The following is a 19,699-nucleotide window of genomic DNA, read 5'->3' on the forward strand; positions in this document are numbered from 1 at the left end:
CGCCGGCGCAAAGGTGCGGCCCGCTCCGCCCGATCGACTCCTGCGGCGCCCGGTGCGCCGACCGCCATGACCGCCAAGACCAGCAAGCCGAAATCCGCCCACGGGGCCGGTGCGAAGCACAACGCAAAGCCGGCTGCCAAGGCGCTGCGCAAGACAGCGCGGAAACCCGCGGCCAAGCCCGCCAAGCCCCGGCCTCCCGCCGCCGACAAGCGCGAAGACGTCTTGCTGCGCTGCCGGAACCTGAAGATGGCGCGCTCCGCCCACGCTTACGTGCGGGGCAACACGCGCAAGTTCTACGAATGGCTGGAAGCCAAGCAGCCGCACACGCTGCCCGAAGGCCCCGCGATCTGGATCTGCGGCGACTGCCACGTCGGCAACCTCGGCCCGGTCGCGGACATCCAGGGCGACGTCGCCATCCAGATCCGCGATCTCGACCAGACCGTGATCGGCAACCCGGCGCACGACCTGATCCGCCTGGCGCTGTCGCTGGCCACCGCCGCGCGCGGCTCCGACCTGCCCGGCGTGATCACCGCGCGCATGCTGGAGAGCCTGGTGGTCGGATACGAGAGCGCCTTCGACAATCCGGACGCCGCGGCCGGATTGGTATCGCGCCGGCCCGCCGCGGTGCGCACCGTGATGCGCCTGGCGCTCGGGCGCAAGTGGAAGCATCTCGCACGCGAGCGCCTGCAGGACACCACGCCGGCCATCCCGCTCGGCAAACGGTTCTGGCCGCTCGCAAAGGACGAGCGCGAAGCGATCCGCGCACTGTTCGAACGGCGCGAGATCGCGCACCTCGCCACGCTGCTGACCTCGCGCGACGAGGGCGCGCGCGTGGAGATGGTAGACGCGGCCTACTGGGTCAAGGGCTGCAGTTCGCTGGGACGCTTGCGCTACGCCGTGCTGCTGTCGGTAGGCAGCCAGGACAGCCCGAGCCCCGAAGTCTGCCTCATCGATATCAAGGAAGCCGTGAAGGCAGCGGCACCGAGCTACCCGAAGGTCAGCATGCCGCGCGGCAACGGCGAGCGCGTGGCCGAAGGCGCGCGACATCTGTCGCCTGCGCTGGGCGACCGCATCGCCTGTTCGACCCTGCTCGACAGATCGGTCTTCATGCGCGAACTGCTGCCGCAGGATCTCAAGCTGGAGATCGACACCCTGCCACAGGAAGAGGCCAGCCGCGTGGCGATGTACCTGGGCGAGGTGGTAGGCAACGCCCACGCGCGGCAGATGGACCTCTCCACCCAGCGCGCCTGGCTGGCCGAACTCGCACGTAACCGCTCGAAGCAACTCGATGCGCCATCATGGTTGTGGACCAGCGTGCTGGATCTGATCGCCAGCCACGAGGTGGGCTACCTCGAGCATTGCCGCATGTTCGCACTCGATCAGGCCACGCGCGCCTGAGCACGCGCGTCGCCGCCGTCGACGAGCCGCGCGCCGGGACACGGCGAGGCCAGGCGGGGCGATCCGCAACTGCGCCTGCAATGAGACCCGAGACAAAAAATCATCGAACGTTTGACAAACTCAAAAACGATGATAGAATCTCTTTCTTCGTTGGGGCGTTAGCTCAGTTGGTAGAGCAGCGGACTCTTAATCCGTAGGTCGAGTGTTCGAGTCACTCACGCCCCACCAGCGAATTCAAAAAGCCGGAAGCAGAAATGCTTCCGGCTTTTTTCATTTCCACCCCTGGCATTGTTTCGAGCCCCTCCCTTCGCTCCTCGCTCGCACATTTCCCCATTCTTCCTTGTTCGCATCGCCCGCCAGGCGCATGCGCCTCGCATGCCGGATGCCCGGATGGCAAGCTGATACCGGGTTGATACCGATTCCGCCGGCCACGCTTTCACGGTTGAATTGCGCCTGAAGCACATCGCGGAACATGGTTCCGCATTACGGAACCATTCCGGTCGCTTCGCAAAACCCGTGGCAGCTTGCGCCCGCTGCCCGGGACCTCGCGGCAAGCCGGCAGGGCAGCAAACAAAAACGACGGGACAGCCGGCGCAGACCGCCACGCCCGCACCCTGGCCGGACCGCAAGCAGACCTAGAATCTTCGGAGCCTCTCTTGAAAGCAGTCTTGAAAGTCAGTAGCGCAGCTTGTCTGGTCCTCGTTGGCCTGTGCCAGGGCGCCTTTGCACAAACCTACCCCACCAAGCCGATCCGCCTGATTGTTCCGTTCGCCGCGGGCGGCACCACCGACATCGTGGCACGCTCGGTAGCCGACGGCATCGGGCGCGAGCTCGGCCAGCCGGTGGTCGTGGAAAACCGTGGCGGCGGCGGTGGCGTGATCGGCGCCGACGCGCTGGCCAAGTCCGCACCGGACGGCTACACGCTGGGCATCGCCACGGTCAGCACCATGGCGACCAACCCGGCCACCAACGCCCGCAACCCCTACGATCCGCTCAAGGACTTCGCGCCGATCACCAACCTGGTCAACGTGCCGAACGTGCTGACGGTCAATCCGAAGGTGCCGGCCAAGACCCTGCAGGAATTCGTCGCGCTGGTGAAGGCCAATCCCGGCAAGTACAGCTACGCCTCGGCAGGCAAGGGCAGCATCTCGCATCTGGACGGCGAGCTGTTCAAGTTCCTGACCAAGACGGACATGGTCCACGTTCCCTATCGTGGATCGGGCCCTGCCCTGAACGATACGCTGGCGGGCCAGGTCAGCGGCCAGTTTGACAACCTGCCGTCCTCGATGCCCCATATCCAGGCTGGCAAGCTGCGTGCCCTGGCGGTGGCCGCGCCCAAGCGCGTGGAAGGCCTGCCTGAAGTGCCGACCTTCGCCGAAGCCGGCATGAAGGACATGAACAATATGGCCTGGTACGGCCTGGTGGCGCCCGCCAACACGCCTGCGGCCATCGTCGCCAAGGTGCATGACGCCGCCGTGAAGACCCTGCAGGATCCCAACGTCAAGCGCCGCCTGGCTGAAAGCGGGGCCTACCCCGACGGCAATACGCCGCAGCAATATGCCGCCCAGATCAAGCGTGAACTGGAACTGCGCAAGAAGATCGCGCACGACCAGAACATCACGCTCGAGTAAGCACCGGGCGAATCCGGCCATCCCCGGCCGGATTCGCTGCATGCCCGCTCTGCGCCCGGGCCCGTGCGGGCCCGCGAGGTGGCCTTTCCGCCGCCTCCGCCGCCCTGCCACGCCCGCCCTCCCTGCCATACCTGTCCGCGCTTGATCTAGCGCACGATTCCTGCCTGTATTCGATGTTTCAATACAGGGGGAAGAAAGATTGACTTCGCAGGGTCCTCCCGAGTCGGTAAAGTAGCCGGGTCAGACAAGCAGTTCTACGGCCATGCCCCCTGCCCGTGGCCAATACTCACGAGGATGAAAATGCGCAACAAGACCGTATCCGCCCTGATCATTGCAGCCATGACCGCCTTTGGCGGCGCGCAACTGGCGCATGCCCAGAAGAACTACACCGATGGCGGCGACCTGTATGGCGGCAGCCATACCAACAAGGTGGACCCCAACAAGAGCGCCGCCAAGTCGGGCAAGTTCGACCCCTATACCGATGGCGCCAAGAAGTCGACCAAGTCCAGCCTGAACGCGGACGGCACCAAGGGCGCCAAGAAGAAGGCCGATCCCTACACCGATGGCGCCAAGTCCGGCAAGTTCGATCCGTACTCGGATGGTGCCAAGTCGGGCAAGCCCGATCCCTACACCGACGGCGCGAACGCCGCGCCCAAGCAGTAAGCCTGCCTGCCCGCCTCCGGCGGGCATTGCCGCGGTTGGTGCGCTAGCGCACCGTCCGCGCGCGCTGCCGGCAGCAGCATCGGTACAGCACACCGCAACTGCAACGCCCGCTTGAAACGCCGCCATGCGGAAGACGCCGCACGGGGAAACGCGGGATATATCCCGGCATGAAACAGATAGCCGCCGACAGCCTCGGGCGCTGCGCGGCTTCATGCTTCCGGTACCGCCTTTCATTGCTTGCCAGTTATTGCACCCATCTCCTTTCGGAGACCATCATGCTAGACGTGCTGATACTCATGGCTTCCTCCCTGGTGCTGGCGGTACTGATCTTCAAGGGATAGGAATACTTCGGGAAATTCCCGGCCCCGCGGGGCCGGCGGCAGATGGGGAAGGCACGGAGGCGGCGCGCGCATCTTCCCGCCGGATCACGCTGCTGCCCGCGTGCCGACGCCACCCATGGTGCCTTCCTCGCGGAAGCGGGCGTGCCATGCCAGCGCTTCTTCGATCAGGTGCGGCGTATGCCCGCCGCGCCGTCCGGCACGCGTCACATAGTCCTGCAGCAAATCGCGGTAGAGCGGATCGGCGCAGTTGGCGATGATCTGCCGGGCCCGTTCGCGCGGCGCCAGGCCGCGCAGGTCGGCAAGGCCGTGCTCGGTCACGATGATGTCGACATCATGCTCGGTGTGGTCGACATGCGAGACCATGGGCACGATGCTCGAGATCGCACCGGCCTTGGCCACGGACTTGGTGACGAACACCGAGATATGCGCGTTGCGCGCAAAATCGCCCGAGCCGCCGATACCGTTCATCATATGCGTGCCACCCACATGGGTGGAATTCACGTTGCCGTAGATGTCGCACTCCAGCGCCGTGTTGATGGTGATCAGGCCGAGCCGGCGCAGCACCTCCGGATGGTTGCTGATCTCCTGCGGGCGCAGGATCACGCGCGCCTTGTAGCGCTCCAGGTCCGCCAGGAAGCGCGCATAGACGGGGCTGCTCAAGGTGACCGACGATGCCGAAGCAAAGCTCAGCCGCCCGGCGTCCAGCAGTTCGATGGTGCTGTCCTGCAGCACTTCCGAATACATCTTCAGGTCGCGGAACGGCGAATCGATCAGGCCGTGCAGCACCGCGTTGGCAATGGTGCCGATGCCGGCCTGCAGCGGCTGCAGCGCCGGCGCCAGCCGGCCCGCGCGAACTTCATGCAGGAGGAAATCGTTCAGGTGCCCCGCGATCTGCCGGGTTTCCTGGTCGGGCGGCAAGGCGTTGGACGGGCTGTCGTCCTTCTGCGTGATCACGATCGCCGCGATCCTGGCCGGGTCCACCGGGATATACGGCAGGCCGATGCGCTGCTCGGCCGCGATCAGCGGGATCGGCTGGCGGTACGGGCGCGGCGTGGGCAGGTAGATGTCGTGTAGGCCTTCCAGCCCGGCCGGCATATTGAGATTGATCTCGACGATGACCTTGCTGGCCAGCATGGCAAAGCTGGCCGAATTGCCCACCGAAGTGGTCGGCACGATGCCGCCGGTTTCGGTGATGGCGACGGCTTCCACCACCGCCACGTCCACCGGCGCGATCTGGCGGCCGCGCAGCTGCTCCACGGTCTCCGACAGATGCTGGTCGATGAACATCACTTCGCCCGCATTGATCTTGCGCCGCAGCGTCGGATCGACCTGGAACGGCAGGCGCCGCGCCAGGACATTGGCCTCGGACAGGATCTTGTCGGTGTCGTTGCCCAGCGAAGCGCCGGTCATCAGCGTGATGCGAAGCGGCTCGGTTTGCGCGCGCCGGGCCAGCGCTTCGGGCACGGCCTTGCAGTCGCCCGCGCGGGTGAAGCCGCTCATGCCGACGGTCATGCCATCGCGGATCATCGCTGCCGCGGCTTGCGCCGGCATGACCTTGCCGAGGAGGCTGTCCAGCCGGATTCGTTCCTTGTACATCTTATGTCTCCATGAAACCTGTCCCGGCAGATTGCGGCGTGGCACTAGCCGCGGCAGGACCTGGCGCCCTGCCCTGCTAGCGTCTCCTACCGGCCGGTAAGGTGCAGATAAGCAGTGTAGCCAGAGCAGACATATTCCATCACCGATATAAAATCATGAAAACCAGTCGCAAAATTCATAGAACCTCCAGCGCCGCCGGACCTTGTCCGATCATCGCGCATGTGCCTCGCACTTGGCGCGCGGCCCGCTTCTTTATGCTCTACAGTAGTTAGCAAGCTCATGCCGCCCCGCAGATGGCGCCGCCAGAATGGCGCCGCGCGGGATACCGCCGGCATGGACCTGCCAAAACTCAAGCCGTCTGGGGGAGACACCATGCTGGCGGAAAGCGAAACGCGACTGGCCCAGTTGCTGGCCGACCTGATGCAATTCGCCCAGGGCCGCCTGCCCGGCGAGATGTTCGTCAAGGTGGAGCCCTTCCTGCGGCACTACTACGACCTGACCGACACCGAAGACCTGCTGCAGCGCGACGTGGCCGATCTCTACGGCGCGGTGATGGCGCACTGGCAGACCGCGCAGCGCTTCGTGCCCGGCAATGCCCGGCTGCGGGTGTACAACCCCAACCTGGAGCAGCACGGCTGGCACTCCGACCACTCGGTGGTCGAAATCGTCAACGACGACATGCCCTTCCTGGTGGACTCGGTCACCATGGAGATCAACCGGCTCGGGCTGGCCCTGCATTCGGCCATCCATCCGGTATTCCTGATCTGGCGCAGCGCCGACGGCACCATTGCCAGGGTCGGCCTCGGCGGCGAAGGCGACGCCGGCGACCTCGCCGCCGGCAACGGCGCCGCCTCCGGCCCGCGCCTGGAATCCTTCATTCATTTCGAGGTAGACCGCTGCGGCGACGCCGCCACGCAGGAAGCCCTGCGCAGCGGCATCGCGCGCGTGCTGGGCGATGTGCGTGCCGCGGTGGAGGACTGGCCCGGCATGGCGGCCACCGCGCGCACCACCGTGGAGATGCTGGCGCAGGGCCCCGAAGGCAGGCAGCCGGAGACGCAGGAGGCATGCGCCTTCCTGCAATGGATGCTGGACGATCACTTCACCTTCCTCGGGCAGCGCGACTACGAACTGATCACCCGGGACGACCGCTTCTACCTGCGCGGCGTGGCCGGCTCCGGCGCCGGCATCCTGCGCGAGAGCCTGCGCCCCGAAGAAGCCGGCGCGCTCACCGAACTGCCCGCGGCCGCCAGCAGCGTGATCGAAGGCAGCTCGCCGATCTTCGTCACCAAGGCCAATTCGCGCGCCACCGTGCACAGGCCCGGCTACCTCGACTACGTCGGCGTCAAGCTCAGCGACGCCAGCGGCAAGATCACCGGCGAGCGCCGCTTCATCGGCCTGTACACCTCCAGCGCCTACATGACCTCCAGCGCGGAGATCCCGCTGGTGCGCCGCAAGTTCGCCAATATCCTGGCGCGCGCGGGCTTCCTGACCAAGGGCCATCTCTACAAGTCGCTGGTGACCATCCTCGAGCAATACCCGCGCGACGAGCTGTTCCAGGCCGACGAAGACGAGCTGTTCGACATCTCCCTGGGCATCCTGCGCCTGCAGGAACACCAGCGCATCCGCCTGTTCGTGCGCCGCGACCGCTTCGACCGCTTCGTCTCCTGCCTGGTGTTCGTGCCGCGCGACAAGTACAACACCGACCTGCGCCAGCGCATCCAGAAGCTGCTGATGACCGCCTTCCACGGCAATAGCTGCGAGTTCACGCCCCAGCTGTCGGAGTCGCCGCTGGCGCGCATCCAGCTGATCGTGCGCGGCGAGCCGGGCACCATGCCCGAGGTCAACCCGGACGAACTGGAGGCGCGCATCGTGCAGGCCGCGCGCCGCTGGCAGGACGACCTCGCCGCGGCCTTGCTGGACAGCAACGGCGAAGAACAGGGCAACCGGCTGCTGCGCCGCTACGGCGACTCGTTCCCGGCCGGCTACCGCGAGGACTACCCAGCCCGCACCGCGGTGCGCGACATCGAACTGATGGAAGCCGCCCAGGCCAGCGGCAGCGTGGCAATGAACCTGTACCGGCCGATCGAGGCCGCGCCCGGCGCGTTCCGCTTCAAGGTCTACCGCGCGCGCGAGCCCATCGCGCTGTCGCTCAGCCTGCCGATGCTCGAACACCTCGGCGTGCGCGTGGACGAAGAGCGCCCCTATCTGGTGGAGCCGAGCGGCGCGTCGCCGGTGTGGGTCCACGACTTCGGGCTCGAGATGGCCGACGGCGTCGCCGCCGGCGTCGACCTGGGCGCGGACATCGCGCGCATCAAGGCGCTGTTCGAGGACGCCTTCGCGCGTGCATGGAGCGGCGAGATCGAGAACGACGATTTCAACCGCCTGGTGCTGCGCGCCGAACTCGCCGCGCGCGACGTGACCATCCTGCGCGCCTATGCGCGTTACCTGCGCCAGGTCGGCTCGACCTTCAGCGACGCCTATATCGAGCGTGCCCTGACCGGCAATCCGGCGATCGCCGCACAACTGGTGGAACTGTTCGTGGCGCGCTTCGACCCCGCCACGGAAACCGGCCGGGCGGCGCGCTGCGAGAAGCTGCTGCACGCCATCGGCGCCGCGCTGGACCAGGTGCCGAACCTGGACGAAGATCGCATCCTGCGGCTGTTCCTCGGCGTGATCAACGCCACGGTGCGCACCAACTACTTCCGCCATGGCGCCGACGGTGGTCCGCGCCCCTGCCTGTCGTTCAAGTTCGACCCGTCCAGGGTGCCAGGCCTGCCGGAGCCGCGCCCGATGTTCGAGATCTGGATCTACTCGCCGCGCGTCGAGGGTGTGCACCTGCGCGGCGGCCCGGTGGCCCGTGGCGGCCTGCGCTGGTCTGACCGGCGCGAGGACTTCCGCACCGAGGTACTGGGCCTGATGAAGGCCCAGATGGTCAAGAACACGGTGATCGTGCCGGTGGGCAGCAAGGGCGGCTTCGTGGTCAAGCGCCCGCCGCTCGCCACCGACCGCGACGCGGTGCTGCAGGAAGGCGTTGCCTGCTACCAGACCTTCCTGCGCGGCCTGCTCGATGTGACCGACAACCGCGTCGCCGGCACGCTGGTGCCGCCGCCCGAAGTGGTGCGCGAGGACGGCGACGATCCCTACCTGGTGGTGGCCGCCGACAAGGGCACCGCGAGCTTCTCCGACTACGCCAACGCCATCTCCGCCGAGTATGGCTTCTGGCTGGGCGATGCGTTCGCCTCGGGCGGCTCGGTCGGCTATGACCACAAGAAGATGGCCATCACCGCGCGCGGCGCCTGGGAATCCGTCAAGCGCCATTTCCGCGAGATGGGCGTCGATATCCAGTCCACCGATTTCACCGTGGCCGGCGTCGGCGACATGTCCGGCGACGTGTTCGGCAACGGCATGCTGTTGTCGCCGCATATCAAGCTGGTGGCGGCGTTCGACCATCGCCATATCTTCCTCGATCCCTCGCCCGACCCGGCCGTCAGCCTGCGCGAGCGCCAGCGCATGTTCGCGCTGCCGCGCTCGAGCTGGGCCGATTACGACATGAGCCTGGTCTCCGCCGGCGGCGGCCTGTTCCCGCGCACGGCAAAGACCATCGCGCTCACGCCCGAGGTCCAGGCCTGCCTCGGCATCAGCGCCACGGCGCTGTCGCCGGCCGAGCTGGTGCACGCGATCCTGCTGGCGCCGGTCGACCTGCTCTACAACGGCGGCATCGGCACCTACGTCAAGTCCAGCCACGAGACCCACCTGCAGGTGGGCGACCGCGCCAACGATCCCGTGCGCGTCAACGGCGCCGAGCTGCGCTGCAAGGTGGTGGGCGAAGGCGGCAACCTCGGCTTCACCCAGCTCGGCCGCATCGAGTTCGCCCTGAACGGCGGGCGCATCAACACCGATGCCATCGACAACTCCGCCGGCGTGGACTGCTCGGACCACGAGGTCAATATCAAGATCCTGCTGGGGCTGGTGGTAGCCGATGGCGAGATGACCGAGAAGCAGCGCAACAAGCTGCTGGCGGAAATGACCGACGAGGTCGGCCTGCTGGTGCTGGAGGACAATTACTACCAGACCCAGGCGCTGTCGGTGGCCGGCCGCTGCGCCGCCGCGCTGCTCGACCAGGAAGCGCGCCTGATCCGCTGGCTCGAACGCGCCGGGCGCCTCAAGCGCGCGCTGGAATTCCTGCCCACGGATGACGAAGTGGTGGAGCGCAAGGCAGCCGGACTGGGGCTGACATCGCCCGAACGCGCCGTGCTGCTGGCTTACAGCAAGATGTGGCTGTACGAGGAACTGCTGGCCTCGGCCCTGCCCGAGGATCCGCTGGTGGCGAGCCTGCTGCCCGCGTATTTCCCGCAGCCGCTGCGCGCGCGGCATGGCGAAGCCATGCTGCGCCACCCGCTGCGGCGCGAGATCCTGTCCACGCACCTGACCAACACCCTGGTCAACCGCATCGGCGCCACCTTCGTGCACCGAATTCTGGAAGAAACCGACGCGCGCCCCGCGGACATCGTGCGTGCCTGCCTCATTGCGCGCGATGTCTTCGGCCTGGATCCGCTGTGGGCCGAGATCGATGCGCTCGACAACCGCGTCGACGATGAGGTGCAGGCGCGCATGTTCGCTGCCGTTGGCCGACTCCTGGAGCTCGCCAGCCTGTGGTTCCTGCGCCACCCGCAAGCCACCCGTGTGGGCGGCGGCGAAAGCGCCGGCTACGCCCAGGCCGCCGCCTGGCTCACGCCGCAATTGCCGGCGCTGCTGGCCGCGCCGGAAGCGGCGGCGCTGGCCGAACGGCGCCAGGGCCTGAGCCAGGCCGGCGTGGACGACGCACTGGCATTGCGCGTGGCCGCCGGAGAAATCTCCGCCGCGGCGCTGGATATTGCGGACGTGGCTGCCACCACGCAACGCGACCTGGCGCTGGTGGCCGCCGTCTATTTCGCGCTCGATACGGAATTCAGTTTCGGCTGGCTGCGCGAGCGCGCCCAGGCCCTGCCAGCCGACAGCCACTGGGACCTGCTGGCGCGCACCACCGCGCTGGAAGACCTGGGCCGCCTCAAGCGCGCGCTGACCGTAAGCGTGCTGGCGCAACCGATCGAACTGGATACCGTGGAGAAGCTGGTCGAAGCATGGCGCAGCGGGCGGCAGGGGCAGATCGAGCGCTTCTCGCGCATGCTGGCGGACCAGCGCGCGTCGGGCGCGGCCGGCTTGTCGATGCTGTCCGTGGCCATACGCGAGATCGGATTGCTCGAGCGCAGCCAGGCTGGCGTCTGCTAGGCGACAGGAGATCACGGCACGCGGTGGCGAGCACGGGGGCTGGATAAGGGAACTGGAGCGATGCGCCGGCGTCCGGGGACCACGGTCGCCATCAGGCCATCAGGGAATCAGGCAATCGCCACCGCGGAGGCGCCAACCGGATACGCGATGAACAGATCCCTCAAGGCGGCGATCGTTGCGGCGATCGCCGTTGCCGCCACCAGCTATGCCAGCCCGTACTGGACGCTCTACCAGATGCGCACCGCCATCGAGACGCGCGACGCCGACAAATTCTCACGTTACGTGGACTATCCTGCCCTGCGCGAGAGCCTGAAGGGGCAGCTGACCGCCTCGCTGCAGCAGAAGCTCGGCAACGCGCCTGTGCTGCGCGATACGCCGCTGGCCGGCATCGGCCAGGCCATCGGCCTTGCCGTCATCAACACCATGATCGACACGATGGTGTCGCCGGCCGGCGTGATGGCGCTGATGGCCGGCGAAAAACCAGCCGCCGCGCCGCCGCGCGCCGCGCCCTCCGCATCCGCGCCCGCTCCGCAACCAGGCGAGACGGGCAAGCAGGAAAAGCCGGATGCCGCCAAGGATGCGCTCAGGTACGCGCTGTCCTACCGCGGCCTGAACGCCGTCGAGGCATCGGCCACCAAGGACAACGGCGAACGCATCGTCATCGGCCTGACGCGCACGGGGCCCTGGACCTGGAAATGGAGCAGCATCGCGCTGCCGGAATTCGCCAAGCCCGGGCCCTAGGCTTCAGCGGCCCCATTTCGCCTCGAGCAATACCGCCGCCTTGATCGCCGCGACGGTGTCTTCCTCGGTCTTGAAATCGCCCAGCAGGCGCTTGGACTTGCCGCTCAGCACGGCCGCCTGCAACGCCTTTCCGGAGGCTCCGGACGTACCCGGGCTCCAGCAATAGCGTGCAGTCCAGGTGCCGTCCTGCAGGCGCTCGGCCACCCAGATGACGCGAAAATCCTCGAACACAACCCCGAAAGGTTCGTCTTCGTCCATCACACATACCTCCACTGCTCGCGATCGCTCCCCTCGGACACCGTGGCCTGCGCATGCGGCCGGTGCCGGCGTCGCCCGGACGGAATCGGCTCCGGCGCGGGCAATGCGTCGCCGTCATGCGGCGAACTGTTCGTGCAGGGCCACAGCGCCCCCGGTTTTCGCGTGATGCTAGCACGCGGCGCGGGCCTTCTGCCACCGCGCCGGCCGCCTGCGGACAACCGTTGCGACGCCTCTCAGGCCGCCGGGATATCGTGCGTGCCGCGTGCCAGGAGATCGTCCGGGCCGTCGCCCAGCACGCGTGGGCGGCGAGGCTGCAGCTCCAGCCCTAGACGGATCAGCAGCTCGAACGCGTCGGCCAGCAGATGCTGCTGGCGCGGCAGGAGGCTGGCATAGGGCATGTCATAGATAGACTGGTGAGCACCGCGCGTGCCCTTCAGGCCGCGGTCGCGCGCCATATCGGACAGGAGCGCGGCAAAGCCGTGCAAGTCTTCGGCGGCCAGGGCTGAATTGAGCACTGCCGCCAGCACGTTGGGCGGCGAAGAACCCCAGCCCATGGCGTCGGAGTTGGCCGCACCGTCTTCGGAAGCATCGAATGAGTTCATACCCGCATTAACGACCGCGAGACGCCGCCATGTAGGCCATGACGCAAAACTTCTGGCGACTGGTGCGCCGGCGCTCAATCCGCCGCATAGGCAACATGGTCCACCGTCGCGTCGATCAGGCGGCATGCGCGCGCCTGGGCCCGGTCCGCCACCTCCAGCAGCCCGCCTTGTTCATGCCCCACCCACGATTGCAGCGGCGAGGGGTTGCGCACCTCGCCCTTGCCCTCGCGCACGATCGAAGCGCTCACAAGGCAATCGCGCTCCTGCTGCTGCACCGAAATCAGGACCACGTAGCCGCGATAGTGCAGCGTTCTCGATTCACTCATGATGTCTCCCCCGTTGCAGCCATCGTAGCATGCCGCAGCGCAGCGACGACACCCCGCACAGGGAGGCTCCGGCTCAGGCACGCTCCTGCGGCCGGTCGTGCGGACGCCGGCCCATGCGCCAGACATTGGGCGGATCGCCATGGGCGGCATTCTGGAACATCCACGCGCCGCACACCGTACAGCGCCAGGGCCGGTCAACCCAGCGCGAATTGATCTCCATGCCCAGCGCGCCCGCGCCGGACGCGGCCAGGTTTTCATGCGGCTGCACGGAGACCGGCGCGCCGACGAGCAGATGGCAGGGATCGCAAGCCTGCATGCATTACTCCAACAAGGCCGTTTCCGGCCGGATCACGAATCGCCGCCAAAGGGATCGGCTTCGGCCCGGGCCGGGAGTTCCGCCAGGTCGAATTCGTCGCGCGCCTTGTCCACCACGGCGCGGATGCCCTTCTCGTACCCCGCGGCGTTGCCGAATCCCTTCATGTCCCAGTTGCGCCCGCGCGCATCGCGCGCGTGCGGCTGCGGCGCGGGCACGCGGATCTTCGCGCCGTCCTCGATGATGTCGTCGATGCGCTGGATGCGCCGGCTCACCTCATCTTGCAAGGCGCGCGCGGCGCGCTCGCGTTTGGCCATTGTCCACTCCTGTCACTGCGCCTGGGAAAAAAATCGGGGAAACGCGGGAAAACGTGGAAAACGTGGAAAACGTAAAAACACGTGGAAAAACGCAAAACCCGCGTAAGCGCCAGGGCACAAACGTCTCATCGACAAGACAATGAAGCGGCCTGGCGCCAGAGTTGATTGTAGAGTCAGCGCCTTGCCACTACAAACCCGATCGGCCCGCATGCGTGGCCGGGCAATGGCGCAGCCCGCCCGCGCACGGCCTCACAACAAGGTACGCAATGGCGTGGCGGCGTCGGCGATGCGGGCCCTGTCCAGCACTTTTCCCGCGGCGATCAGGCGGCGGCAGGCGGCAATATCGCGGCCACCATTCACGCTGGCGACGGCTTCGAGCTTGTCGTCTTCGCCGAACGCCAGGACGCTGAACGACGTGCCGGCCGGGTTACCGCGCACCGTGATGGTTTGGCGAGCGCCGAAGACGCCGAGCGTCTGCAGATTGCAGTCGTATTGATCGGACCATAGCCACGGCGTTTCGGCGTAGCTTGCCTCGCCCCCCAGCATGTTCGCCGCGGCGACGGCCGGCTGGTTTTCCGCGACCTGCCAGGACTCGATGCGAATGTGCCGGCCCAGCAGCGGATTGAAGTGGTTCGTCACCTCGCCCGCCGCAAAGATCGAGGGATCGCTGGTGCGGCATTGCGCGTCGACCAGCACGCCATTGTCGGCGGCAAGCCCCGCGGCCTGCGCCAGTTCCAGGTTCGGCACCACGCCGATGCCGACCACGACCGCATCTGCCTCGATCTCGCCGCGATCGGTTTCGACCATAGCCGTGCCGCGCGCCCCGCACCGGATGCCAAGCGCCTGCGTTGCCACGCGCATCTCCACCCCGCGCGCCGCATGCAGGGCAAGCATGAAGGCGCTCACCTGCGGCGGCATCGAGCGCTGCAGCAAGCGGCCGGCCGGCTCGACCAGCGTTACCTTGCAGCCGCGCGACACGGCCGCCGCGGCCACTTCGAGTCCGATGAAGCCGCCGCCCAGGACGACAATCCGCCGCCCCGCCGCCAGCGCCGCGCGCAATCCGCGCGCGTCCGCAACCGTGCGCACGTAGTGCACCGGCGCATCGCCGGCCACGGGGCCGGAAAAACGCCTGACGCGCGACCCCGTCGCCAGCAGCAGGCGCGCGTAGCCGATCCGCGAGCCGTCGTCGAGCCGCACTTCGCGCGCGGCGCGGTCGATCGCCTGCACACGCACGCCGAGCCGCATTTCGATGCGCTGCTGCACATACCAGTCCGCCGCACGGATGAAGGCCCGCTGCTCGCCAGCGTCGCTGGTCAGCGCATCCTTGGACAACAACGGGCGGTCATACGGCAGTTCCGGCTCGTCGCCGAGCATCAGCACGCGCACGCCGGGCGAGATCTGCCGCAACGACTCCGCCGCGCGCCGCGCCGCGTGCCCGGCGCCCACGATCACCATCGCTTCATTCGACATGGATCTCGACGCTCCCCTCGTTGACGCGCACCGGGTAGGTGCGCACCGCTTCGGTGATCGGCGCGCAGCGCGGCGCACCGGTACGGATGTCGACCAGGCCCTGGTGCAGCGGGCACTCGACGCAATCCCCATCGACGAAGCCCTCCGACAGCCGCGCGTGGCCGTGCGTGCAGAGGTCATGGATGGCGAACAGGCCCTGCGCCAGGCGGAACACGGCGACAGGCTGCTGCCCCGCCACTACGGCAACGGGTTCGCCTTCGACGAAATCGTCGGGAGAGCCGACGGCATACCACTGGGTCATTGAATGTCTCCCTCAGGATGAATACACAGAGTGAATACACGGAGCCCGCATGCAGGCTCCGGGATGGCGGCGGGCCCTCGCTTCCCGGCCCGCCAGCTCAGATCGGATAGATGATCGAGTTGGGGATCATCTCGCTGTCGAACACGCACAGCCGCGATTCGAACTTCAGCCCCGCGCCGGTCAGGCGGATCACATCGATATAGCGGCCTACGTTGAACACCGTCGACAAGCCGTCCGGCTTGGTGCGGAACACCGCATAGTTGGCCTCCGACTCGATCCGCTGCGCGTCAGCCTTGAGGATGCGCGGCATGCCGACGACGTGCCGCTGGTAGTACGGATCATGGAAGATGGTCTCGGTGGCCCCATAGATACGATCCTTGAGCATGCCGCGGCTCTCGAACGACAGCGTGGCCAGCGGCAGGCCTCGCTCGTGGTTCTCGCGCGGCTGGAGCTTGTACACGCAATCCTCGGTAAAGAACTCCGGCCAGGCTTCCCACGTATTGCTGTCGAGGGCCGCGGCGTAGTCCGCATAGAGCGCCAGTACCTTGGCATAGGTTTCGAAGTCGAGCATGGTTCAGGCCTCCATCACGCGGCGCCAGTAGTCGTACATGCCGCGGATCAGCGTTTCGGTCACCATGTGCTCCGTATCTCCGATCTCCCGGCCGCCCAGTTCCGCCAATGTGTGCTGCTGCGGCTTCTGCTCGAAGCCCTCCTGCGAGAACTCGATGACCTCGCCGTCGTCGGCCGACACAAAGCCGGCGGGACCGAACAGGTTGGCTTGCCGCAGGCGGCGGCGCGTCATCTCGGCGTCGTCGTGCTCGAAACCGAAATGGGTCCAGACGAAGTTGAATGCGCCGTGCCCGGCGGGCTGAATATGCCGCGTGGATACCGAGTTGACCTGTTGCTGCACGATCAGGCTGGGAAACAGGGTCATCATGACCGCCGTCGGCGCGCCCCACCATGCTTCATGCACGACGTCGAGGAAGCGGTCGTCGTGCAGGCTCATCTGCTCCTTGAAACTCGACACGCCCGCCGTGACGTCGCTCTTGCCGGCGCTGCCGCGCGTGGAGATCATCGCGGCATGCCGGAAATGCTCGTCCATTTTCAGCTGGGACCGGTTGTCGGCGCGCCAGAGCCCGAACGTGACGAACCACGTGTGCAGCAGCCCGGGGTGGTAGGGATCCTTGATGTTCTCCTGCATCAGCTTCCAGTTGCCCGGAATCCGCTGGCGGCTGTACCCGAGGATGGTCAGCTTGCGGCCATCGAAGACGCGATCGAAGTACGCGAGGATCGTCGGGCCGAGATACGCCTCCAGCGTGGGCATGTCGTGATCGAACGAGGCGAAGATCACCCCGTTGCGGCGCGCCACGCTGAGCCTGGTCAGGCCGTGCTGCTTCGGATCGAAGTCGGGCGGCATGCCACCGTTGACCTTGCCGTCGAGCCGCACCCCGCGCCGGAACGGCACGCCGACCAGGTTGCCCTTCAGATCGTAGTTCCACTGGTGATACGGGCACGTGAAGTCCTTCCGGTTGCCGAACTTCTCGCGACAGAACTGCACGCCGCGATGCGCGCAGACGTTCTCCACCACATGGACTTCGCCGTCCGCGGTGCGGCTCACTATCACCGACCTCTCGCCGATCACCGTGCGCTTGAAGTCGCCCGCCGCCGGGATCTCGGCCTCGAGCCCGACATAGCACCAGTGGCCCGAGTAAAAAAAGCGCTCGAGTTCGCGCTGGTAGATGGCGTCGTCGGTATAGGCCTGGAACGGCACGCGGCTCGAGCCGTCGTCCTGCCATCCCGCCTTGCTGAATACGAGAGGTTGCTCGCTCATCGCTTTGTCTCCATGGTGGGGTCGCGTTGTTTGTGGGTATCTTGCCGCCGCTGGTAATATTAATAAATGGAAGAAAGGTGATATGCGATATCACCTGCAGTGATAAGACTGAAACACACCCACCCACCCACACCCCAACACACACCCATGGACCTGCGGGAAATCGACCTGAACCTGCTGGTGGTCTTCAACGAACTGCTGCAGGCGCGCCGGGTATCGGCGGTGGCGGATTCGCTCGGCACCTCCCAGCCCGCCATCAGCAATGCCCTGAACCGCCTGCGCAAGCTGCTGGGCGACGAACTGTTCCTGCGCACGTCCAGGGGCATGGTGCCCACGCCCTATGCGGAGAGCCTGGCCGGACCGATCAGCGACGCGCTCGCCGCCATCCACCAGACGCTCAATGCAAGGACCACGTTCAATCCCGCCTCGAGCACGCGCGCGTTCACGCTGGCGATGACCGACATCGGCGAGATCTATTTCCTGCCCGAACTGATGAAGACGCTGTCCGCTGTCGCGCCCGGCGTCACCATCAGCACCGTGCGCAATCACACGGTCAATCTGCGCGAGGAAATGGAAAGCGGCCGAGTCGACCTGGCGATCGGCTTCCTGCCGGACCTGAAGGCCGGCTTCTTCCAGCGGCGCCTGTTCCGGCAGCGCTATGTCTGCCTGTTCCGCCGAGGTCATCCGCTCGCGCGCGAAGGCATGTCGCTGCGCGCGTTCAGCCACGCGGAGCACGTGGCCATCGTGGCCGACGGGACCGGCCACGGCGTGGTCGACGAAGTCATCCAGCGCGCGGGGGTGGCGCGCAAGCTGCGCCTGCGCGTACCGCACTTCGTCGCGCTCGGCCATATCCTGCAGACGAGCGATATGGTGGCGGTGGTGCCCGAAGCCTACGCGAACCGCACCTTGCAGCCGTTCGGGCTGGAAACCGCGCCCAGCCCGGTCAAGATCCCGGACATCGTGATCAATGTGCTATGGCATGCGAAGAACAATCGCGAGCCGGGAAACCAGTGGCTGCGGCAACTGATCTTCGACGGGTTCTCGCGATAGCGTGGGGGGGGCGGGCCGTCGCGTCGCGGCACTACGTCCGGCCCGGCTTCATGCGCGCCAGCACCGCCGCAAGCGTGCGCGCGCCGGCGTGGATCTTCGCGGCATCGACCGAGGCGAACCCCAGGACCAGGCCCGGCGGCGCGGGCCGCTCGACCGCGTAGTACGACATCGGACGCACTTCGAGGCCGGCTTCGGCGGCCAGCCGCGCCACCATCGCGTCATCGGTGCCGGGCGGAAGGAACGCGGGCGCATCGAGGCCCGCCAGGATCGCGGGCAGATGCAGCGCGCCATGCAGGTGGCGGTCGGCCGCGATGCGCAGCGCCTGCGCGCGTTCGCCGTACAGCAAGCGCATGCGCCGCATGTGCCGCCCGAAATGCCCGTCCGCGATAAACGCGTGGAGCGTGGCCTGCGGCTCCAAGGGAATATGCCGCGCGGTCAGCGACAGCGCACGCGCAAACGGCGCGACGAGGTGATCGGGCAGCACCGCATAGGCGATGCGCAACGCCGGAAACAGGAGCTTGCTGAAGGTGCCGCAGTAGATCACGGAGCCGGCCTGGTCGAGGCTCTTCAATGCCGCCAGCGGCGGGCCTTCGAAACGGTACTCGCTGTCGTAGTCGTCTTCGATGACGATCGCTCCGGCCGCGCCTGCCCAGGCGAGCAGCGCCAGGCGCCGCTCGAGCGCGAGCGGCGGCCCGAGCGGCGCCTGCCGGCCCGCGGTCACATAGGCCATGCGGGCACCAGGCGCGCTTGCCCGGCCGGCGGCGACATCCAGGCCGCCCGCGTCGACCGGTATGCCGGCCACGGCCGCGCCCGCAGCCTCCAGCACCATGCGCGCGCCGGGATATCCCGGGTCCTCCATCCACACCGCGTCGCCGGGGTCGAGCAGCAGCCGGGCGGCGAGGTCGAGCACCTGCTGGACGCTGCCCACCATCAGGATATTGTCGGCGGTACAGGCAATCCCCCGGGCAACGCGCAGATTGTCGGCGATGGCCTCGCGCAGCGGCCGATAGCCCTGTGCTTCGCCATCGCCCAGCAGCGCACCGTGCCCCTGGCGCGCGCGTTTGGCGGCAATGCGCGCCCAGATCTCGGACGGAAAAGCGCGGAGATCGGGTTGACTCAGCCGGAACGCGGGCGCCTGCAGCGCACGCCCCTCCACGCGAAACGGGCTGCGCGCAAGCCGTTCGCCGCGCATCGACAATGCGGCGGGCAGCGGCGCGGACGATGCCGGCGCACCGGCACCGCCCGAGCGGCGGCGCAGGTCGTCCGCGCGCACGGCCGGCGCCGGGCGCCGCTCGGGCAGCTCGGCCGCAACGAAGCTGCCCCTGCCGACCCGGGCCGACAGATAGCCCTCTGCGGCCAACTGCGCGAACACGCCGATCACCGTGCCGCGCGACACGCCGTAGCGGCTCGCGATGTCACGCGTGGGCGGCAGCCGCGCACCGGGTGCGAGCCTGCCCGCCAGGATCGCGCTGCTGATCTCGGTGTACAGCCAGCGCTGCAGCGACGCACCCTCGGGACGCGCCGCGATTGCCAGCTCGATGTCTTTCGCGTGTCGCAAGAGCTCCCCCCTTGGTTTGAATTGGTACAGTTAAA

General features: G+C 67.3%; 18 protein-coding genes and 1 tRNA gene. 8 read left to right on the top strand and 11 right to left on the bottom strand.

From position 1 onward, the window contains the following. Positions 1-66 precede the first annotated feature (66 nt). The 5 genes from AC1DK4_RS06430 to AC1DK4_RS06450 all read left to right on the top strand — a co-directional run bounded on the left by AC1DK4_RS06430 (position 67) and on the right by AC1DK4_RS06450 (position 4,033). A complete protein-coding gene (locus AC1DK4_RS06430) occupies positions 67-1,398 on the top strand; it encodes a DUF2252 family protein (protein ID WP_441616258.1) in 1,332 nt (443 codons plus the stop codon). A 152-nt stretch (positions 1,399-1,550) separates the two neighbouring features. Beyond that, a tRNA-Lys gene (locus tag AC1DK4_RS06435) sits at positions 1,551-1,626 on the top strand. 428 nt (positions 1,627-2,054) lie between these two features. Further along, a complete protein-coding gene (locus tag AC1DK4_RS06440) occupies positions 2,055-3,029 on the top strand; it encodes a Bug family tripartite tricarboxylate transporter substrate binding protein (protein ID WP_441616260.1) in 975 nt (324 codons plus the stop codon). 300 nt (positions 3,030-3,329) lie between these two features. Beyond that, entirely contained in the window at positions 3,330-3,692 is a 363-nt protein-coding gene (locus AC1DK4_RS06445; RefSeq protein WP_441616262.1) for a hypothetical protein, read from the top strand. A gap of 167 nt (positions 3,693-3,859) precedes the next feature. Continuing rightward, positions 3,860-4,033, top strand: coding sequence for a hypothetical protein (locus AC1DK4_RS06450; protein ID WP_441616263.1), 174 nt, complete (start codon positions 3,860-3,862; stop codon positions 4,031-4,033). 84 nt (positions 4,034-4,117) lie between these two features. Here AC1DK4_RS06450 and AC1DK4_RS06455 read toward each other — a convergent pair whose 3' ends face one another. Continuing rightward, a complete protein-coding gene (locus AC1DK4_RS06455) occupies positions 4,118-5,629 on the bottom strand; it encodes an acetyl-CoA hydrolase/transferase family protein (protein ID WP_441616265.1) in 1,512 nt (503 codons plus the stop codon). A 372-nt stretch (positions 5,630-6,001) separates the two neighbouring features. On the opposite strand from AC1DK4_RS06455, the gene AC1DK4_RS06460 reads away from it, so the two are divergent. After that, positions 6,002-10,897 (top strand): NAD-glutamate dehydrogenase, encoded by a 4,896-nt coding sequence (locus AC1DK4_RS06460; protein ID WP_441616508.1) that lies wholly within the window; start codon positions 6,002-6,004, stop codon positions 10,895-10,897. Between the two features lie 147 nt (positions 10,898-11,044). Then, positions 11,045-11,638: a DUF2939 domain-containing protein gene (locus AC1DK4_RS06465; RefSeq protein WP_441616267.1), complete on the top strand. Its 594-nt coding sequence runs from the start codon at positions 11,045-11,047 to the stop codon at positions 11,636-11,638. 3 nt (positions 11,639-11,641) lie between these two features. Here the strand turns inward: AC1DK4_RS06465 and AC1DK4_RS06470 are convergent, their stop codons facing one another. From AC1DK4_RS06470 to AC1DK4_RS06510, 9 genes are all read right to left on the bottom strand, one after another. After that, the gene (locus AC1DK4_RS06470) at positions 11,642-11,896 is read right to left on the bottom strand and encodes a hypothetical protein (protein WP_441616269.1); all 255 of its coding nucleotides are present in this window, start codon (positions 11,894-11,896) and stop codon (positions 11,642-11,644) included. A 233-nt stretch (positions 11,897-12,129) separates the two neighbouring features. Further along, positions 12,130-12,498, bottom strand: a complete 369-nt coding sequence (locus AC1DK4_RS06475) for a hypothetical protein (RefSeq protein ID WP_441616271.1) — start codon at positions 12,496-12,498, stop codon at positions 12,130-12,132. 74 nt (positions 12,499-12,572) lie between these two features. After that, positions 12,573-12,824 (bottom strand): hypothetical protein, encoded by a 252-nt coding sequence (locus AC1DK4_RS06480; RefSeq protein WP_441616273.1) that lies wholly within the window; start codon positions 12,822-12,824, stop codon positions 12,573-12,575. Positions 12,825-12,897: 73 nt separating this feature from the next. Then, positions 12,898-13,140 carry a hypothetical protein gene (locus AC1DK4_RS06485; RefSeq protein WP_441616275.1) on the bottom strand — a complete coding sequence of 81 codons (243 nt, stop codon included), beginning with the start codon at positions 13,138-13,140 and terminating at the stop codon, positions 12,898-12,900. A 32-nt stretch (positions 13,141-13,172) separates the two neighbouring features. Then, complete coding sequence (locus AC1DK4_RS06490) at positions 13,173-13,454, bottom strand: hypothetical protein (RefSeq protein ID WP_441616277.1); 282 nt, start codon at positions 13,452-13,454, stop codon at positions 13,173-13,175. 249 nt (positions 13,455-13,703) lie between these two features. After that, positions 13,704-14,924, bottom strand: coding sequence for an anthranilate 1,2-dioxygenase system ferredoxin--NAD(+) reductase (gene andAa / locus AC1DK4_RS06495; protein WP_441616279.1), 1,221 nt, complete (start codon positions 14,922-14,924; stop codon positions 13,704-13,706). Beyond that, a complete protein-coding gene (gene andAb / locus AC1DK4_RS06500; RefSeq protein ID WP_441616281.1) occupies positions 14,914-15,225 on the bottom strand; it encodes an anthranilate 1,2-dioxygenase ferredoxin subunit AndAb in 312 nt (103 codons plus the stop codon). Before andAb ends, andAa begins: the two co-directional genes overlap by 11 nt. Positions 15,226-15,322: 97 nt before the next feature. Further along, positions 15,323-15,796: an aromatic-ring-hydroxylating dioxygenase subunit beta gene (locus tag AC1DK4_RS06505; protein ID WP_441616283.1), complete on the bottom strand. Its 474-nt coding sequence runs from the start codon at positions 15,794-15,796 to the stop codon at positions 15,323-15,325. 3 nt (positions 15,797-15,799) lie between these two features. Continuing rightward, on the bottom strand, positions 15,800-17,056 hold the full coding sequence (locus AC1DK4_RS06510) for an aromatic ring-hydroxylating dioxygenase subunit alpha (RefSeq protein WP_441616285.1): 1,257 nt from the start codon (positions 17,054-17,056) through the stop codon (positions 15,800-15,802). Between the two features lie 147 nt (positions 17,057-17,203). Between AC1DK4_RS06510 and AC1DK4_RS06515 the strand changes: the two genes are divergently transcribed. Then, positions 17,204-18,106 (top strand): LysR family transcriptional regulator, encoded by a 903-nt coding sequence (locus AC1DK4_RS06515; RefSeq protein ID WP_441616287.1) that lies wholly within the window; start codon positions 17,204-17,206, stop codon positions 18,104-18,106. 31 nt (positions 18,107-18,137) lie between these two features. On the opposite strand, the gene pdxR is transcribed toward AC1DK4_RS06515, so the two are convergent. Then, entirely contained in the window at positions 18,138-19,664 is a 1,527-nt protein-coding gene (gene pdxR / locus AC1DK4_RS06520) for a MocR-like pyridoxine biosynthesis transcription factor PdxR (protein ID WP_441616289.1), read from the bottom strand. Between the last annotated feature and the right edge of the window lie 35 nt (positions 19,665-19,699).

Source organism: Cupriavidus sp. 05N38 (genome assembly GCF_056397345.1).

What these genes read in the sequence shown, in the direction of transcription:
- AC1DK4_RS06455 (WP_441616265.1), bottom strand. Translation starts at nt 5,629, where the DNA reads ATGTACAAGGAACGAATCCGGCTGGACAGCCTCCTCGGCAAGGTCATG.
- andAa (WP_441616279.1), bottom strand. Translation starts at nt 14,924, where the DNA reads ATGTCGAATGAAGCGATGGTGATCGTGGGCGCCGGGCACGCGGCGCGG.
- AC1DK4_RS06490 (WP_441616277.1), bottom strand. Translation starts at nt 13,454, where the DNA reads ATGGCCAAACGCGAGCGCGCCGCGCGCGCCTTGCAAGATGAGGTGAGC.
- AC1DK4_RS06460 (WP_441616508.1), top strand. Translation starts at nt 6,002, where the DNA reads ATGCTGGCGGAAAGCGAAACGCGACTGGCCCAGTTGCTGGCCGACCTG.
- AC1DK4_RS06505 (WP_441616283.1), bottom strand. Translation starts at nt 15,796, where the DNA reads ATGCTCGACTTCGAAACCTATGCCAAGGTACTGGCGCTCTATGCGGAC.
- AC1DK4_RS06430 (WP_441616258.1), top strand. Translation starts at nt 67, where the DNA reads ATGACCGCCAAGACCAGCAAGCCGAAATCCGCCCACGGGGCCGGTGCG.
- AC1DK4_RS06475 (WP_441616271.1), bottom strand. Translation starts at nt 12,498, where the DNA reads ATGAACTCATTCGATGCTTCCGAAGACGGTGCGGCCAACTCCGACGCC.
- andAb (WP_441616281.1), bottom strand. Translation starts at nt 15,225, where the DNA reads ATGACCCAGTGGTATGCCGTCGGCTCTCCCGACGATTTCGTCGAAGGC.
- AC1DK4_RS06480 (WP_441616273.1), bottom strand. Translation starts at nt 12,824, where the DNA reads ATGAGTGAATCGAGAACGCTGCACTATCGCGGCTACGTGGTCCTGATT.
- AC1DK4_RS06515 (WP_441616287.1), top strand. Translation starts at nt 17,204, where the DNA reads ATGGACCTGCGGGAAATCGACCTGAACCTGCTGGTGGTCTTCAACGAA.
- AC1DK4_RS06485 (WP_441616275.1), bottom strand. Translation starts at nt 13,140, where the DNA reads ATGCAGGCTTGCGATCCCTGCCATCTGCTCGTCGGCGCGCCGGTCTCC.
- AC1DK4_RS06465 (WP_441616267.1), top strand. Translation starts at nt 11,045, where the DNA reads ATGAACAGATCCCTCAAGGCGGCGATCGTTGCGGCGATCGCCGTTGCC.
- AC1DK4_RS06445 (WP_441616262.1), top strand. Translation starts at nt 3,330, where the DNA reads ATGCGCAACAAGACCGTATCCGCCCTGATCATTGCAGCCATGACCGCC.
- AC1DK4_RS06510 (WP_441616285.1), bottom strand. Translation starts at nt 17,056, where the DNA reads ATGAGCGAGCAACCTCTCGTATTCAGCAAGGCGGGATGGCAGGACGAC.
- AC1DK4_RS06470 (WP_441616269.1), bottom strand. Translation starts at nt 11,896, where the DNA reads ATGGACGAAGACGAACCTTTCGGGGTTGTGTTCGAGGATTTTCGCGTC.
- AC1DK4_RS06450 (WP_441616263.1), top strand. Translation starts at nt 3,860, where the DNA reads ATGAAACAGATAGCCGCCGACAGCCTCGGGCGCTGCGCGGCTTCATGC.